At 70.7% G+C, this 13,964-nt stretch carries 16 protein-coding genes; 10 read left to right on the top strand and 6 right to left on the bottom strand.

The window, feature by feature from the left end; genetic code table 11:
- The 6 genes from ACE7GA_RS26765 to ACE7GA_RS26740 all read right to left on the bottom strand — a co-directional run bounded on the left by ACE7GA_RS26765 (position 1) and on the right by ACE7GA_RS26740 (position 4,326).
- A complete protein-coding gene (locus ACE7GA_RS26765) occupies positions 1-1,617 on the bottom strand; it encodes a hypothetical protein (RefSeq protein ID WP_376100930.1) in 1,617 nt (538 codons plus the stop codon).
- Positions 1,575-2,393: a hypothetical protein gene (locus tag ACE7GA_RS26760; RefSeq protein ID WP_376100928.1), complete on the bottom strand. Its 819-nt coding sequence runs from the start codon at positions 2,391-2,393 to the stop codon at positions 1,575-1,577. Before ACE7GA_RS26760 ends, ACE7GA_RS26765 begins: the two co-directional genes overlap by 43 nt.
- Entirely contained in the window at positions 2,386-2,709 is a 324-nt protein-coding gene (locus tag ACE7GA_RS26755; protein ID WP_376100926.1) for a type IV secretion system protein VirB3, read from the bottom strand. Before ACE7GA_RS26755 ends, ACE7GA_RS26760 begins: the two co-directional genes overlap by 8 nt.
- A gap of 11 nt (positions 2,710-2,720) precedes the next feature.
- Positions 2,721-3,113, bottom strand: a complete 393-nt coding sequence (locus ACE7GA_RS26750; protein WP_376100924.1) for a TrbC/VirB2 family protein — start codon at positions 3,111-3,113, stop codon at positions 2,721-2,723.
- A gap of 133 nt (positions 3,114-3,246) precedes the next feature.
- Positions 3,247-3,933, bottom strand: a complete 687-nt coding sequence (locus ACE7GA_RS26745) for a lytic transglycosylase domain-containing protein (RefSeq protein WP_376100922.1) — start codon at positions 3,931-3,933, stop codon at positions 3,247-3,249.
- A gap of 24 nt (positions 3,934-3,957) precedes the next feature.
- Positions 3,958-4,326: a hypothetical protein gene (locus ACE7GA_RS26740; protein WP_376100920.1), complete on the bottom strand. Its 369-nt coding sequence runs from the start codon at positions 4,324-4,326 to the stop codon at positions 3,958-3,960.
- A gap of 672 nt (positions 4,327-4,998) precedes the next feature.
- On the opposite strand from ACE7GA_RS26740, the gene ACE7GA_RS26735 reads away from it, so the two are divergent.
- The 10 genes from ACE7GA_RS26735 to ACE7GA_RS26690 all read left to right on the top strand — a co-directional run bounded on the left by ACE7GA_RS26735 (position 4,999) and on the right by ACE7GA_RS26690 (position 13,880).
- On the top strand, positions 4,999-5,964 hold the full coding sequence (locus tag ACE7GA_RS26735) for a replication protein RepA (RefSeq protein ID WP_376100918.1): 966 nt from the start codon (positions 4,999-5,001) through the stop codon (positions 5,962-5,964).
- A 98-nt stretch (positions 5,965-6,062) separates the two neighbouring features.
- The gene (locus ACE7GA_RS26730) at positions 6,063-6,788 is read left to right on the top strand and encodes a hypothetical protein (protein WP_376100916.1); all 726 of its coding nucleotides are present in this window, start codon (positions 6,063-6,065) and stop codon (positions 6,786-6,788) included.
- A 117-nt stretch (positions 6,789-6,905) separates the two neighbouring features.
- On the top strand, positions 6,906-7,589 hold the full coding sequence (locus ACE7GA_RS26725) for a hypothetical protein (RefSeq protein ID WP_376100914.1): 684 nt from the start codon (positions 6,906-6,908) through the stop codon (positions 7,587-7,589).
- Positions 7,590-8,479: 890 nt separating this feature from the next.
- Complete coding sequence (locus ACE7GA_RS26720) at positions 8,480-8,800, top strand: hypothetical protein (protein ID WP_376100912.1); 321 nt, start codon at positions 8,480-8,482, stop codon at positions 8,798-8,800.
- Between the two features lie 55 nt (positions 8,801-8,855).
- The gene (locus ACE7GA_RS26715) at positions 8,856-9,278 is read left to right on the top strand and encodes a ParB/RepB/Spo0J family partition protein (RefSeq protein ID WP_376100910.1); all 423 of its coding nucleotides are present in this window, start codon (positions 8,856-8,858) and stop codon (positions 9,276-9,278) included.
- Positions 9,275-10,780: a hypothetical protein gene (locus ACE7GA_RS26710; RefSeq protein ID WP_376100908.1), complete on the top strand. Its 1,506-nt coding sequence runs from the start codon at positions 9,275-9,277 to the stop codon at positions 10,778-10,780. The genes ACE7GA_RS26715 and ACE7GA_RS26710 overlap by 4 nt, the downstream gene beginning before the upstream one ends.
- Before the next feature lie 264 nt (positions 10,781-11,044).
- Positions 11,045-11,323 (top strand): hypothetical protein, encoded by a 279-nt coding sequence (locus tag ACE7GA_RS26705; RefSeq protein WP_376100906.1) that lies wholly within the window; start codon positions 11,045-11,047, stop codon positions 11,321-11,323.
- 223 nt (positions 11,324-11,546) lie between these two features.
- A complete protein-coding gene (locus tag ACE7GA_RS26700; RefSeq protein WP_376100904.1) occupies positions 11,547-11,870 on the top strand; it encodes a TrfB-related DNA-binding protein in 324 nt (107 codons plus the stop codon).
- A 208-nt stretch (positions 11,871-12,078) separates the two neighbouring features.
- Positions 12,079-12,822: a ParA family protein gene (locus ACE7GA_RS26695; RefSeq protein WP_376100902.1), complete on the top strand. Its 744-nt coding sequence runs from the start codon at positions 12,079-12,081 to the stop codon at positions 12,820-12,822.
- Positions 12,819-13,880 carry a ParB/RepB/Spo0J family partition protein gene (locus ACE7GA_RS26690; RefSeq protein WP_376100900.1) on the top strand — a complete coding sequence of 354 codons (1,062 nt, stop codon included), beginning with the start codon at positions 12,819-12,821 and terminating at the stop codon, positions 13,878-13,880. The genes ACE7GA_RS26695 and ACE7GA_RS26690 overlap by 4 nt, the downstream gene beginning before the upstream one ends.
- Positions 13,881-13,964: the final 84 nt, after the last annotated feature.

Below are 13,964 nucleotides of genomic sequence, written 5' to 3'. Positions count from 1 at the left end.
TCACGCCGCGCCCCCCCACAGCCGCCTGAAATGCGGCAGCCACGCTTCCGGGGCCGGCCCGACCTCGTCGATCAGGCGCTCCATCAGCCGCACCGTGCTCGCCCGCCCCGAGAGGACAGCCACGAGATCGTCCAGCCCCGCGAGGTCCAGTTCACAGGCCACCGACGCGACGCCCTGCTTCAGGAGGAAGCGGCGGCCGCCGACCGCGAGGTCCTCGCGGATCGCCCGGAACTCGGGCTCCGTCAGCTTCAGCCCGTCTCGGTAATCCGCCGCGTCCGCGCGCGCGTTCGGCATGAGGATCTGCGTCGGGCACTGCTCGATGATGGAGTGCGCGATGGGGGAGCGGAGCGCGTCGGCCGGGGACTGGGTCGCGAGCAGCACGAGCCCGTTCAGCTTGCGGATGGTCTTCAGCTTGTCGTTCACGAGCGTCCGGAAGCCCGGATCGAGGAGGGCCTTCCAGAACTCGTCGATCGCGAGCACGAGCCGCCGCCCGTCGAGCAGCCCCTCGACGCGGTGGAAGAGGTAGGACAGCACCGGCCCCCGCGTGACGGGGTCGTCCAGCACCGACGTCACGTCGAAGCCGAGGAAGGGCGCGTCGAGCGAGACCTCGTCGGCCTCGTTGTCGAGCACCCAGCCGAGTGCGCCGCCGCGGCACCACCTCTCCAGCCGCGCGCCCGGCCCGTCCGGGTCCGCCTGCCCGAGGAAGGCTCGCAACTCGGCGAAGGACCGCGCCTCCGGCGGCAGGCTCATCACCGCGCCGACGCCGAGCGCGAGGCGGCGCTCCTCCTCCGGCAGCAGGTCACGGTCTCCTTCGACGCCGACGAGACCGCGCACGAGGCCGACGACGAACTCGCGATCCGCCGGCGTGTCGGAGAGCGCGCGCAGCGGCGCGAGGCCCGTCGGCCGACCGGAGGGCAGCACGAGGTAGGTGCCGCCGACGGCGCGCGCGAGGATCTCGCCGCCGCGGTCCTTGTCGAAGAACACGACCTGCGCGCCCTGGCGCTCGGCCATCGCGAGGAGGAGGGCGATGAGCGTCGTCTTTCCCGAGCCCGACGGCCCCGCGAGGAAGACGTTCCCGAGGTCGGTCACCGTCTCGGTCGGGGCGTGCAGGTGGAACCGGTAGGCGGTGCCGCCCGTCGTGCGGAACACCGTGATTGGCTCGCCCCAATGCCCGCGCGCGGCACCCGTCGGGTAGTCGTGCAGCGGCGCCATTGCCGCGAAGTTCCGCGACGTGATGGCGCCGGGACGGACCCGCAACGCGGCATTCCCGGGAAGCTGGCCCCAATACGCCGCCTCCAGTGCCAGGTCCTCCCGCGCGACGACGGCGCCGCTCTCCGCCAGGTCGCGCCGCGCGCGCCCCGCGACCGCGGCGAGCCGGTCCGGGCTGTCCGCGAAGACGACGAGCGTGAGGTGGTGATCGCCCATGCAGAAGGCGTTGGAGGCGAGCATGTCGGCCGCCTCCGTCAGCGCCTCGGCCTGGCTCGCGGCCTTGTCGCCCGCCGCGACCATCTGGTTCTGCTTCCGGCCCATGACGCCCTGGGCCGCCTCCTTCGCGAGGAAGCCGAAGGTCTGGGTCAGGACGAGGCGGTAGGGCGCGCCGAGGAGCGCGTCGAACATTCCCGGCCACGTCGTCGCGGGGTACTCGCGCATCGCGAACGCCGCGGCGAAGGTCGAGCCGCCGGCCCCCGGACCTCGATCGCCTCGCGCCCGACGATGACCCGGTCCGTGTAGATCGCGCCGCCGAGGTGGCCGTCCACGAGAGGCACGGGGAGGCGCTCCCCCGTGAGGATGAGGCGCAGCGCCTCCGCGGGCTCGGAGAACAGCACGCCGCCCCGCTCGCGAAGGCCGAGTTCGCGGACACCGTAAGGTGCCAGTTCTCCGACGAGCGTCGCGACGAGGGCGGCGAGCGTCTCCAGGGCCGCCGGCGAGGCCCCGCGCGCCCGGTCGCCGCGCCGCCGCCGCACGAGGAGCGAGGCCACGTTGCCGTCGAGGACGCCCGACGAGCCCGCGGGTCGCAGCAGCACCGACACGAGGAGCGCGTTCCGGAAGAGCCGGTTCCCGAGGAGGCGCTCGCGGTACGCCGCGTCGAGGTCGCGCGCGAAGCCGCTGCGGGGCGACGCCGTCGGGTAGATCGCGGGATCGGCGAGCGTGCGGACGAGATGCGACGAGAGCACGACGCGGTCGGACGCGACGTTGCGAAGCAGCACGTTCAGCGCGGCGTGGCGCGCGTTCACCTCCGCCGCGTCCGCGAGTTCGGCGCAGAGGCCGTCGGCAGCGAGGACCGCGAGGAGCGAGCCGTCATCGAGGAGGAGGACTCCCGGCGCCGCATGCCCGATGAAGGGCACGTAGGTGTCGGGCTCGCGCTCCCGGGCGCCGGCGCCGAGCTTAGGCATGCACGCGGATCTCCCGGGGGTGTCGCGCGGCACGGAGCGGGAGCGGCGAAACGGACGACCCGCCCCAGAGCTCGATGTTGCGCGCGCGCCCCTTCGTCTCCACCCAGAGCCGGAGCGTCGTGAAGACGTTGGCATCGCGGGCCACGAGGACGCGCGTCGCGGCGTGCACGGCAATCCCGACCGTCATCCACAACGGGTTGCCCATCACGACGAAGACGATCGTCGTCACCATCATGTTCAGCCCCACCGCCTCAATCGGCACGCCCCGCCACATCGCCGGGCGCGTGCAGGCGAGGAACAGCGGGTCCTCCGTCAACCGCTCCTCCATCAGCTCCCCACGATCTGGTCGACGATCCAGGAGGCCGAGAAGACGAGGATCACGCCGACGATGACGCCGCCCGCCGTGCGCGCGGACGCCGCGCCGAACATCCAGGCGATGCCGACGAGGGCGATCGCGATCACCGCGATGAGCTTTCCCGCGGTGCCGGTGATGATGTTCACGATGTTCTGGAGGAACGTCGTGATGTTGCCGGCCGACGTGCCCTGTGCCCACGCGGGATCGGCCGCGATGAGGACGACCGCTGCCGCCGCGAAGGCGACCGCCGCCCGCCGGTCCATGCCGCGGGCAAGCGCGAAGAGCCGCCCGGAGGCGAGCCGGAGGGTGAGCGGAGACACGAAGGGGCTGGCCGCGCCGACGGCGCGACGGAGAACGGAACCCATGGCGAGAACCTCTTCTAGGGGCTGACGGCGGCGATGGTGGCCGGTCTCGGGCTTGCACGGTGCAAGCGCGCGGCGTCCCGCCGAGGCGGCGCGCCGACGCCCCGGACCGGGAGTTCGAGGGTGCGGGATGCAGTCATCGCGCGGCCTCCGCGCCCCGCAGGGTCGCCTCCAGGCGAACCGGGGCGCCCGGCGCGACCACCGGTGGTGACGAGGCCTCGCGCGACGGCGGCGTCACCGCCGTCGGCGACCGGCGCCAGCGGGCCTGCCCGTAGACGTCCCACGACGCGGGCGGCGCGGCAGGCGGCCGGACGGCCTCGGCCGCCGGAGCCGCCGGTTCGGAGCGTAGCCGCAACGCTGGCACGACCTGCTCCGCCGAGGCTTGCACGCGCCGGACGTAGCCGTTCGCGAAGCCACGCTCCGGATGCCCCGTGTTGTAGCGGGAGAGGGCGCGGAGCAGCGCGGGCTGCGGGTCCTCCCCTGGGCCGGGCCGGTAGCCGTCGCGCAGCACGCGCGCGCCGGCCGCAAGCGAGCGGCACGGGTCGAAGGCGTCCGCGACCGTCAGGCCGAGCGCCAGGAGGTTGGCGGAGTTCACCTGCATGAGGCCGAGGTCGATCGAGCGCCCCTCGCGGAGGAGCGTCGTCGCGAGCGCCACCGCTTCCTCCTGCGTCGGCGGCGCGAAGGACCGGCGCCCCGTGTTGTCGCCGATCGCGAGCGTGTCGAAGCCGCTCTCGACCCGCGCCACCGCGGCGAGCGTGTCAGGGTGGACCGACGGCGCGCAGGAGAGCGCAAGCGAGGCGAAGGTCGCGAGTGAGAGGATCATCGGCCCCCTCCTCCGCCGACGCGGTCAGGACAGGGCGGGTGTGCCCACCGGTGCCTCGGCCGCGGCGCCGACCGGAGCCCGCGCCTCGGGCGGCATGGAGCGGAGCAGCGCGAGCCGCGGGCAGCCGGCCTCGTACACGGAAACCGGGAGGACGTAGCGCATGTCGTCGCGGAGGTAGCGAAGGAGGCGGTTGAGATCCCGCCACGCGCGGACGCCCGGCCCGCGGAAGAGCGAGATCGCGACGTAGCCGCGGCACCAGCTCGGGAGGACGTAGGGCACGTGCTCGGGCAAGCCGGCGGCATCAGGCCGTGTGACGACGACGACGCGCTCGATCCGGCCGCCGGCATCCATGCCAGCGCGCAGATCCGCTTCTGACATGCTGCTGCGGGCCACCCGGCCGTCTCCGACGATCCTCTCGCCGGGACGGTAGCGACGTGACGCGACGACGCGAACGAGACCGATTGCAGAACACGTCTCCCAGCTGCCACCCGCATCACCCGACCCAGGGAGGTTCCGGGGCCGCGCGGCGCAACCTATGAGGGAGATGTGGACGGACTCAAGACGGATTCCGCACATGAAACGCTCTTATCTATTGATCCTAAACGGTTCTTCAGAGAGAACAAAACCGGACTAACAACATCGGTCCCTGAAGGGCCTGCCGCGGCTGGAGTTCCGGGCCGTATCGGGCCGTCCAGCACAGCACCGTGAGTTCTCCCCCGTCCACGGCTTCCATGGGCCGATCTCGATGCGGAATCGCCGTGGCGTATGATCGGAGCTGGCAGACGCGATCCTCACCCGAGTCGCAACGGACAGCGGGGGAGAACTCACGCCCCCGTCGTCGACAGCGCTCGGGGTTATCCCCGGGGGCAAACTCACGGGTTTCCGGGGGTCCACTCACGGGACTCGGGGTTATCCACGGGGGTCCCCTCACAGACTCTACTAGCTTCCTTCAACACGCTTTCCACTAGCCCGCGTGAGTTCTCCCCCAATTGACTCCGCACCGGTCGAATCAGGAACTTGGACTCCGATCCTTGGAGTCGCCCGATGCACGAAGCCGATGGAGGCGTGAGACGGCTCGTCCTCGTCCACGGCCGCGCAGGGGCCAAGGCGATGGTCGAGCCGGAGCAGCGACCCCTCGTGGACATCGCGGCGGAGGTGCTCGCCGACGACGCCGGCAAAATCGGCATCTCGTACAGCGGCTTCTGCCTCACCGGCCTGCCGCACAAGAAGCTCGCAGACGATCAGCCTTGGGAGAAGCGTGGCCACCGCGTCACACTTCTCGTGGAGCCTGGGCGCATGCGGAGCGGACCAGGTCCCGCGAAGCTCCTCGGCGTGCCCTATGGCGCGCGGGCGCGCATGATCCTTCTCTACCTCCAGACGCAGGCCGTGCGGACCGGCTCCCGTGAGGTGGAGCTCGGCCGGAGCCTGCACGATTGGCTCGGGCGCATGGGCCTTGCCTGGGGTGGAGAGACAGGAAAAGCCTTGAAGGAACAGGCTGCACGGATCGCATCCTGCTCCCTCAAGTTTTTCTGGGAGGGCGAAGACGGAAGTGCCTGGGAAGCGGGACGCTTCGTGCGGTCCGGCCTGCGCTTCCACCGCCGCCGCGAGGACGACCGACAGAGCGATCTCTGGGAGGATCGCGTCACCCTCGATGAGTCGTTCTACGACGCCCTGCGCCGTCATCCCGTCCCGCTCCGCGAGGCGGCGCTTCGGGAACTCGCGGATCGCAGCGCGAGCCTCGACCTCTACATCTGGCTCGCCTACCGGCTCCACAACCTCTCCGGCACGACGCCCGTGCGGTGGGCCGCGCTTCGGGACCAGTTCGGGTCGAGCTACAGCCAGATCCGGTTCTTCCGGCGTGACTTCCCGAAGATGCTCGCCCCGGCGGTCGCCGCTTATCCGGAGGCACGCGTGGAACTCGCGGACGAGGGTGTCATCCTGCACCCCTCGCCACCACCCGTCGGACCACGCCTCATCGCCGTCTCGCCCGCGCGGCGACCCGAGGCGGGGCGTCGTCGGATCGGGGGTTAACTCACGGCCTCCGTTACCTCGCTCGGGGACGGCGATTTATCGTCCCGTGCCTCCTGATCCATCCCGTGTCATCGGTGGTCGAAGGAGGAGTTCAGCCGATGACAGAGCATCTCGTCGCCTCGGGACTCATGCGTGATCTCGTCGGGTTCGCCGAGTTCATCAAGGGGATCGAGACCGGCATCCGCCGCGCCTGGGAACGAGCTCACGAGGGCCACCGTCGTGCGGCGATCTTGCGTGCCTACAAGCTCAGGCATCGCTGGCGCCGCGGGGACCGCCATCGGCTCGAAGAATTGGGCGTGAGTCAGATCGGCCGCGCCCATTTCGATCGGATCACGGCGGCCCGCCGCCGGGGCAGGCCGGTCGTCACACCCTACCTCCCGCTGGCTGCGGCCGTCTGTACGACGCTCGAGACGTTGGTAGCCCTCGGCGACCGGAACACGGCGCCGCACATCCGCCGTCGTCTGCTGAGGGCGACGCCGTTCTGGCCGCATGTCGTCGAGGCGGTTTACCGGGGCGAATATGCGGGGGCTCTTGCCCGCGGGGTCGTCACACCTTCGACTCACGCCGAGGAGGAGACGGGGCGCGCGTGCGGTCTCGCCGGCGACTCCGTGCGGAAGCTCGCCACGGGTGTGCGCCGGAGCCGCCGCGAAACGGGCGACCCGGCCTGGTTTCCCAGCATCAGCGCCGCCGAATTCGTGAGGTGGACGAGAACGACGGAAATCCCCGAGCGCCTGTGCGTGAGTCGGGACGAGACCGAGGCCGAAGGGCCGCCCTCGCAGGCGGCTCTCCCATGGAACACGCATTCATCGCCCGCCAGGGAATAATACCGACCGGAAACACCAGCCGACAGGGAAGCCCCCCGGGGCGCGACCGGGAGGGAAGGGATGCATCAGCCACCCGAAAGACAAGCCGATTCCCCGCTGCCCTACGAGGCGGAGCGCGTGGCGGACGCCCTCAGCCGCGAACGTCTGTCGAAGTACCTCGTCCGGACCGGGAACGACGCAAGCCGTGCGCTCGCCCTCTACGAGTGGAACTTCGGAGCCGCCGCCGCGCTGACGGCGGTACTCTCCGCCGTCGAGATCGCGCTCCGGAACGGGATTCATCGCGCGCTGACGGACGCCTTTAGACTGACCTGGCACAGGGTCTCACGCCTCCGCCACTTCCATGGAGCCGTCGAATCGGAACTCGTCGGTGCCGAGACACGAACGAGGAAGCCCTCGCCGACGCTCCCCGACATCATCGCCGCGAGCAACTTCAATCTCTGGCGCGAACTGCTCCGTCCACCCTACGCAGGGGTATTCTGGGCCAGGCGCCTCCCGATCGCCTTCCCGAACCTGACCTTCCGCCGCCACGAGCGACTGCTCCTTCCACCACTCCACGACCGAGTCGAGCGGCTCCAGGATCTCCGGAACCGAATCGCCCACCACGAGCCCAGCCTTGGTTCGAGTTGGGAGCGCATCGACGGGAAGGCGGCAGCACGGCACACCGAAGCGATGGAGTTGCTACACTGGATGGACGCCGACCTCGCGCGGTGGATGGAAGCGCGGGACAGCTTCGCAGAAGTCAGGGAGAAGTGCCCCGAGCCAGTGGCGCCCCTGCCGATCACTGTCCGAGCGAAATCGTGAGCGGCGAGCCTTGCACCGTGCAAGACCGATGCTCCCGTTGCGTCAGACCCTAAAAAGGGCAAGCAGACCAAGCGGTGAATCGCGTGGGCGACATTCGGGCGTACACAAGCCGGCATCGGAGCATGGACGTGCCCCCGTCCAAGGGGACGGGGTCGGGTGCTACTCGGCCTTCGGCCTCCCGGAGCCCCCTGCGGGGTCTCGGCCCTTCGGGTCACGCCCCCTCACGCGGGGTAGCGGCCGAGGCCGTTCGCGATGTCCCGATGGGCCGAGGCTGCCAGCGTGCTCGCGGGCGTCAACGGGGCCGGGGAAGGCAGTGCTGCGATCACCCCCGCCGCGCTGCGGCGCCCTGCGGGTGCGCGACCGGGGGCCGCGCAGGCGTGATCCCGGTGAGGGCAGCGCCCATGCCCCGTTGACCCCCGCTGCGCGCGCCGGCCGGGTGGCCCCGTCGGGACGAAGGGCGTCCTCAAGTGTTCAACCCTCGCCTCCGGCGCGGGTCGAACAAAGGGCAGGTGGAGGAGGGTCGTGCTGAAGTAAAGACCGGAGAAGAAGCAAGGGGTGTATGTGGAAGGCACACCCGAGGGGCAGGTTCGACTTGGCCTCGACTGGCGGACGCTGCGCGTTGACTGCCGGAGTACGCGCTTCCGTGAAGCAGAAACTGCGCTAACCCGCTGTATTCGCTTGCTTCTTCGGCCGGTTCTGCTATCTTCCTCTTGCCGGTGAGCACACCGGCGGCCAGGGAAAGGGGCGGCAACCCCTCCTCCCCAGCCTCACCCGAGACATGGACACGAACCATGACCCAGGCTGACCCCCTACTGGGGCCGCGTGCAGTCGCGCGCAACTCACTTCCTCCCTCCCCTCCCCCAGGTCCCTCCCCCGCCGTCGCCGCCCTGTTGCAGGTCGCCGCCACGCATCCTCGCGCCGGCTTGGTGCTGCGGGCCGTGGAGGATGGCCATCCGGAGGAGGACCTCGCTCACCGCGCCGCGACGCTCGCCTCTCTCGCGACGGAGACCCTCGCCTTCCTCGCGGGCGAGGCCCGGTGCGGGCATCTGGCCGACAGCCTTTGGGAGCAGGTGTCGGCCTTGGAAGGTGCCCCGGCGATCCGAGCCCCCCTCCCCTCCCCCGCCGCCGATCTCGCGGACCATCGCATCGAATGCGAACTGGAGGATCGCGCCTTCAGTTGGGGGAAACACCGGCCGGGGTGGCACGCGTGAGAGCCGCGACCCCCCTCCCCTCCCCTTCCCCACTCTCGCCCGAAAGGCGCATCGCATGAACGCCATCACTCCCTTCCCCTTCGTCGAGGTCGCGCTGTCCAAGCTCGACCCCTCCCCCGCTAACGTCCGCAAGACCGGCCGCGACGCGGGGATCGAGGGACTCGCAGCCTCCATCGAGGCACACGGGCTGCTGCAATCCCTCCTCGTCCGCCCAAAGGGGCGCGGGCGCTACGAGGTCATCGCCGGCGGACGGCGCCACGCCGCCCTGCGGCTGCTGGCCTCCCGCAAGCGCCTCTCCAAGTCGGCCCCCATCGTGTGCTGGAAGCTGGACGGCGCGTCGGGCGCGACCGAGGCGAGCCTCGCGGAGAACGCGATGCGGCTCGACATGCACCCGGCCGACGAGTTCGAGGCCTTCGCGCTTCTCCATCGCGGGGGAGAAGGTCTCGGGGTTGAGGAGATCGTGCCCGCTACGGCGTGACCGCCGCTGTCGTGCGGCAACGCCTTCGGCTGGCCGACTTGTCGCCCGCCGTCGTTGCGGCCTACCGCGAGGGGACGCTGACGCTGGACGACGTGATGGCCTTCACCGTCACGGACGACCACGCGGCGCAGGAGCGGGTGCATCGCAACCTGCTGCCTTGGCAGCGAAGCCCCGCCACCATCCGGCGGCTGCTGACCCACTCCCTGCTGCCCGTGACCGACAAGCGCGTGCGTCTCGTCGGCCTCGACGCCTACGGGGCGGCGGGCGGCGCCGTGCAGCGCGACCTGTTCACGGAGGACGGGGGCGGGTGGATCGCGGACGCGGCCCTGTTGGAGCGTCTCGTCGGCGAGCGGATGGAAGCTGAGGCCGAGACACTCCGCGCCGAGGGCTGGCGCTGGGTCGCGGTGGGCGACGCGGCTTCCGACGAGGTGTGGCGCTGCCGCCGGGTCTGGCCGACGCGGGCGTCCCTGACCGAGGCCGAGGAGGCGCGGCGGGACGAGCTTGCCACGCGATCCGACGAGATCGCGAACGATTACGGCGGTGCCGACGACCTGCCGGAGCAGATCGCGGCCGAATTCGACGGCATCGAGGCGGAGCTTGCCGCCCTCGAACACCGCGAGGAGGCGTGGCGCCCGGAGGATGTGGCGCTGGCCGGATGCGTCCTGACCCTCGCGGGCGACGGGCGACTGTCGGTCACGCGCGGGCTGGTCCGCCCGGAGGATGAGCCGAAGCCGGTGGCCGTGACCGGGGAAGGTGAGGCGGAGGACGCTGGCGGCGAGGGGGAGGCGAACCCGGTCACGGCGTCTGGCGATGCGGGGACGGACGGGGATCACCGAGCCGAGGACGAGGAGCGGGACGATCACCTGCCGCCGCTGACCGCCGCGCTCTCGGCCGAACTGGACTTCCACCGCACACTCGGCCTCCGCGCCGAACTCGCGGACCAGCCCGACCTCGCGCTCCGCGTTCTCGTCCACTCCCTCGCGGGCGACGCCTTCTATGGAAGGGGCTTCGGTGAGACGGTCGCGAGCTTCCCGGCCTACGCGCTCACCTTCGGCGGTGCGCCGGGGCTGACGGATAGCCCGACCAAGCGCGTCCTCGACGAGGCCCGAGGCGCGCGAGCGCGCGACGCTCCCGGCCGAGCGGCGCGACCTATGGGCCTGGATCGCGGCGCAGGACACCCCGTCGCTGCTGCGCACCCTGGCCGTGTGCGTCGCGCGGGTTGCCGACGCCGGGCACGGCGATTGGTCGCTCGGGGACGGCGCGCTCTGTGCCGAGGTCGCGCGCAGGGCAGGCCTCGACATGCGGCGGTGGTGGAGGGCGACGCCCGAGACCTACCTCGCCCGCATGCCGAAAGCCGCGATCCTCGCCGCCGTCCGCGAGGCCGTCGGCGAGGCGGCCGCGTCCCGTCTCGCCGGGATGAAGAAGGCGCCGATGGTCGAGGAGGCCGCGTCGCTCCTCGATTGCACCGGATGGCTGCCGCCGCGCCTCCGCGTGCCGGGTAGAGCGCCCGAGGCGGCACCGGTGGACGGGGGAGGCGACACCGACGAGGCGACCGATCACCTGCCGGAAGCCAAGGAGGGGGAGGCCCAGGACATGGACGATGCCCCGGCCTGGCCAATGGCGGCGGAGTGAGAGGATCGGGGCCACCGGGAGACCGGCGGCTCCTTTCCGCTGCGGCTATGGGACAGATGGACAGGGCGGTGCGGGACGCTGCGGGGCTTGGGTGGGAGACCGAGCGCAGCGCCCTGACCGCATCGTGGGCTACCATGCTGGTCAACAACGACCCGTCCGGCCTAGACGACGACGCGGAGAACGCCGCAGCCTGCACCGCCTGGATTTTGGAGGCCGAGGAGGAGGGCTGGCGGGTGGTGGACGTGGGACGCGACGAGGGAGGGACTGCCGAGGACCTGTGGTTCTCCTCCTCCGCAGGCTTGCACGACTTGCCCTACTCCGGTGCCGAAGTCCTCACCTACGTGGGCGAGCGGCGTGCGAGAGGCAGGGAGAGCACGCCCATCATCCCGGAGCGGCCCCTCCGGCACGCTTAGAAGATCGGCAGGGCGACGGCATCCGCGCCCTTGCACCGTGCAAGCCAGCGGCGTCGGTTCCCCACACCGGCCGGCCATCGCCGACGAAGCTGCGCCCCGTCCTGGCAGCCGCGTAGGGCAGAGTGACCGACGCGGGCGCGCCCTCGACGCACGGCCGCCAGCATGTCAACAAAGGGAAACGGCGTGACGCCGACTGTTGACGACGCGGTGCCGGGGATAGCGGATGTCGAGCGAGCCCACCATGAGCGCGGAGGCGTTCGACGCCCTGCTGCCACGCCTCGGCCGCCTCTCGCTCGACACCGTCCGCATCGCGCGGGCCGTCGTGGTCGACGGCCAGCGCCCCGCCGATGTGGCGCGGGTGCACGGCATGAGCCGGCAACGGGTGAGCGGCATTCTCCGTCGCTTCCAGCACGCGGAGCGCGACGTCCCGAGAGATTGGCGCCGCGTCGAAGTCTGGCTTCCGCCCGATCTGGCCCAACGGGTCGAAGAGATGGCGCGCGAGGCGCGGGCCGGAGCGGTGCAAGCGAAAGCGGCCCGCAGCCCGTGATGCGACGCCGTGCGACAACCCCACCCACGCCCCAAAGCGGCTTGCACCGTGCAAGGCCGGTCCACGTGATAGATAAACGCGGGGGAAGAAAACGTTTACAAGTGTTGACGTTGCCGGCTGAGCATCCTACGACCGCTTGGCCCGCTCGGGGGAGCGGGCCGGGCGTGACATGGGGCGAGGTCGCATCCGGGTGGTGGGGGATGGTCTGATGAAGACCCTCGTGGTGATGAACGAGAAGGGGGGCGTGGGGAAGACGAACATCGTCGCCCACGCCGGTTGGTTCTTCGCCGAGCACCATCGCACGCTCGTCGTGGACCTCGACCAGCAGGCCAACCTCTCGACGACACTCGGCGCCTACCTGTCGCCCGTCGAGACCGTTGACCTCTTCGCGGAGCCCACGCGCGTTCCGCCCCTTGGGTCGCTCACCGTCACCCGCTCGACCCGCGAACTCCTCGGTGTGGAAGGCGTGGATCGGGCCTGCATCGAGGTGTTCCGGGACAGCTTGAAGGCGAACGGGGACGACTACGACGTCTGCGTCGTGGACACCCCTCCGGCCCTCACCAACCGGACGTTCGGAGCGCTCCTCGCGGCCGATGCGGTCATCGCCCCGATCGGGATCAATGACTACTCGATCCAGGGCATCGCGGAACTGCTGCGTGCCATCAAGGGAGTCTCGACCCATTACGGCCGCCCGGAGCCGCTGTTCCTCGGCCTGCTTCCCTCGATCTACGACCGCAAGAGCAAGCGCGAGCGCGAACTCTTCGAGGATCTTGCGGGCCAAGCGGGCAAGCTCCTCTTCCCCGGTGTCATCGCCAAGCGCGACGCCTACGCGAAGGCGGCGAGCGACGGCGAACCCGTCTGGATGATGAAGGGGTCTGGCGCGCGAGAGGCGGCGACGGAGATTCGCGGCGTCTTCGGGACGGTATCCGAGAGGATGGGGCTGGGAGCATGAAGGAGGAGACGAAGAAGCCCGCCCCGGTCCGGGGCAAGGCGCAGTTCGCGGCGGCGGCCTTCGGCAACCTGCGGTCCGCCCTCGGCGAGGACACGCGGGGAGAGGCGATCCGTATTCGCCTAGCCGACATCGAAGAGGACCCGAACCAGCCCCGCCGGACCTTCTCCGAGGAGGAACTCGCGAGCCTCGCCGATAGCATCCGGGAGAGAGGGGTCCTCCAGCCGATCGTCGTGCGTCCGCTCGGAGGAGGGCGCTATACCCTTGTGATGGGCGCACGGCGCCTCCGCGCGTCGCGGATCGCGGGCACGCCGGACATCCCGGCGATCATCCGCCGCGTCGAGGACGACGACTATGCCTCGCAGGTCATCGAGAACCAGCAGCGCTCGAACCTTTCGAACTCCGAACTCGCGACCGCCGTTCTCCGCTTCGCTGCGGAGGGCAAGACGTCGAAGCAGATAGGCGTCATCTGCAACCTGAAGGAGTACCAGGTCGCGGCTTTCCGGAAAGTGGACGACTTCCCGCCGGAACTGCGGGAGAGGATGGACGCCGCCGACATGCGAGCGCTCTACGATCTCTACCGCCAGTGGACGAAGACGCCGGCGGAAGTCCTCGCCGCACTCCCCGAGCCCAACACGTTCATCACCATCACCGAGGCCCGCAGGATCATCGGCGGCATCACGGGCAAGGCGACCGGCAGCATCGTCCTCGACCGTGCCCCGCTGTTCGGGGACGAGCCGAAGGCGACGCCCGCTCCGGCACTACTGGCCGTTCCGGAGGCCGGGGCCGATGAGCCGGAAGAGGCGCCCAATGAGGCTGACGCGAACTCCGGCAAGGACGGCCGGGGAGGGGAGGGGAGGGCACCGGCCCGGCGCGACCGCACCGAGCCGAGGGCGCAGCAACCTCTTGCTCCTGTCTTCATCGTCCGCACGAAGGCCGGTGCGGAGGGGCGTCTCGTCGTGAACCGGCGTGCCGGTCGGGACGGCTGGGCACTCGTCCAGATCGGAGCGGCTCTCGAAGAGATCGACTTGGCAGATCTCGCCCTCGCCCGCATCGAATAGATCGCGTCAATCCTCGGTATCTCGCCAGGGGCACCCACTGGTCAGGTTCACGACCAAGAGGGTCCTTGCACCGTGCAAGCCTCC

Origin of the sequence: Roseomonas sp. CCTCC AB2023176 (assembly GCF_042259275.1) — a bacterium.
Classification (GTDB): Bacteria; Pseudomonadota; Alphaproteobacteria; order Acetobacterales; family Acetobacteraceae; genus Roseomonas.
The sequence above is the reverse complement of the archived record's forward strand: the minus strand, read 5'-3'. Positions and strand labels throughout refer to the sequence as shown.

Excerpts from the sequence above, each read along its gene's own strand:
- ACE7GA_RS26765 (WP_376100930.1), bottom strand. The coding sequence starts at position 1,617 with ATGTTCGACGCGCTCCTCGGCGCGCCCTACCGCCTCGTCCTGACCCAG.
- ACE7GA_RS26760 (WP_376100928.1), bottom strand. The coding sequence starts at position 2,393 with ATGCCTAAGCTCGGCGCCGGCGCCCGGGAGCGCGAGCCCGACACCTAC.
- ACE7GA_RS26750 (WP_376100924.1), bottom strand. The coding sequence starts at position 3,113 with ATGGGTTCCGTTCTCCGTCGCGCCGTCGGCGCGGCCAGCCCCTTCGTG.
- ACE7GA_RS26745 (WP_376100922.1), bottom strand. The coding sequence starts at position 3,933 with ATGATCCTCTCACTCGCGACCTTCGCCTCGCTTGCGCTCTCCTGCGCG.
- ACE7GA_RS26730 (WP_376100916.1), top strand. The coding sequence starts at position 6,063 with ATGACAGAGCATCTCGTCGCCTCGGGACTCATGCGTGATCTCGTCGGG.
- ACE7GA_RS26715 (WP_376100910.1), top strand. The coding sequence starts at position 8,856 with ATGAACGCCATCACTCCCTTCCCCTTCGTCGAGGTCGCGCTGTCCAAG.
- ACE7GA_RS26705 (WP_376100906.1), top strand. The coding sequence starts at position 11,045 with ATGCTGGTCAACAACGACCCGTCCGGCCTAGACGACGACGCGGAGAAC.
- ACE7GA_RS26700 (WP_376100904.1), top strand. The coding sequence starts at position 11,547 with ATGTCGAGCGAGCCCACCATGAGCGCGGAGGCGTTCGACGCCCTGCTG.
- ACE7GA_RS26695 (WP_376100902.1), top strand. The coding sequence starts at position 12,079 with ATGAAGACCCTCGTGGTGATGAACGAGAAGGGGGGCGTGGGGAAGACG.
- ACE7GA_RS26690 (WP_376100900.1), top strand. The coding sequence starts at position 12,819 with ATGAAGGAGGAGACGAAGAAGCCCGCCCCGGTCCGGGGCAAGGCGCAG.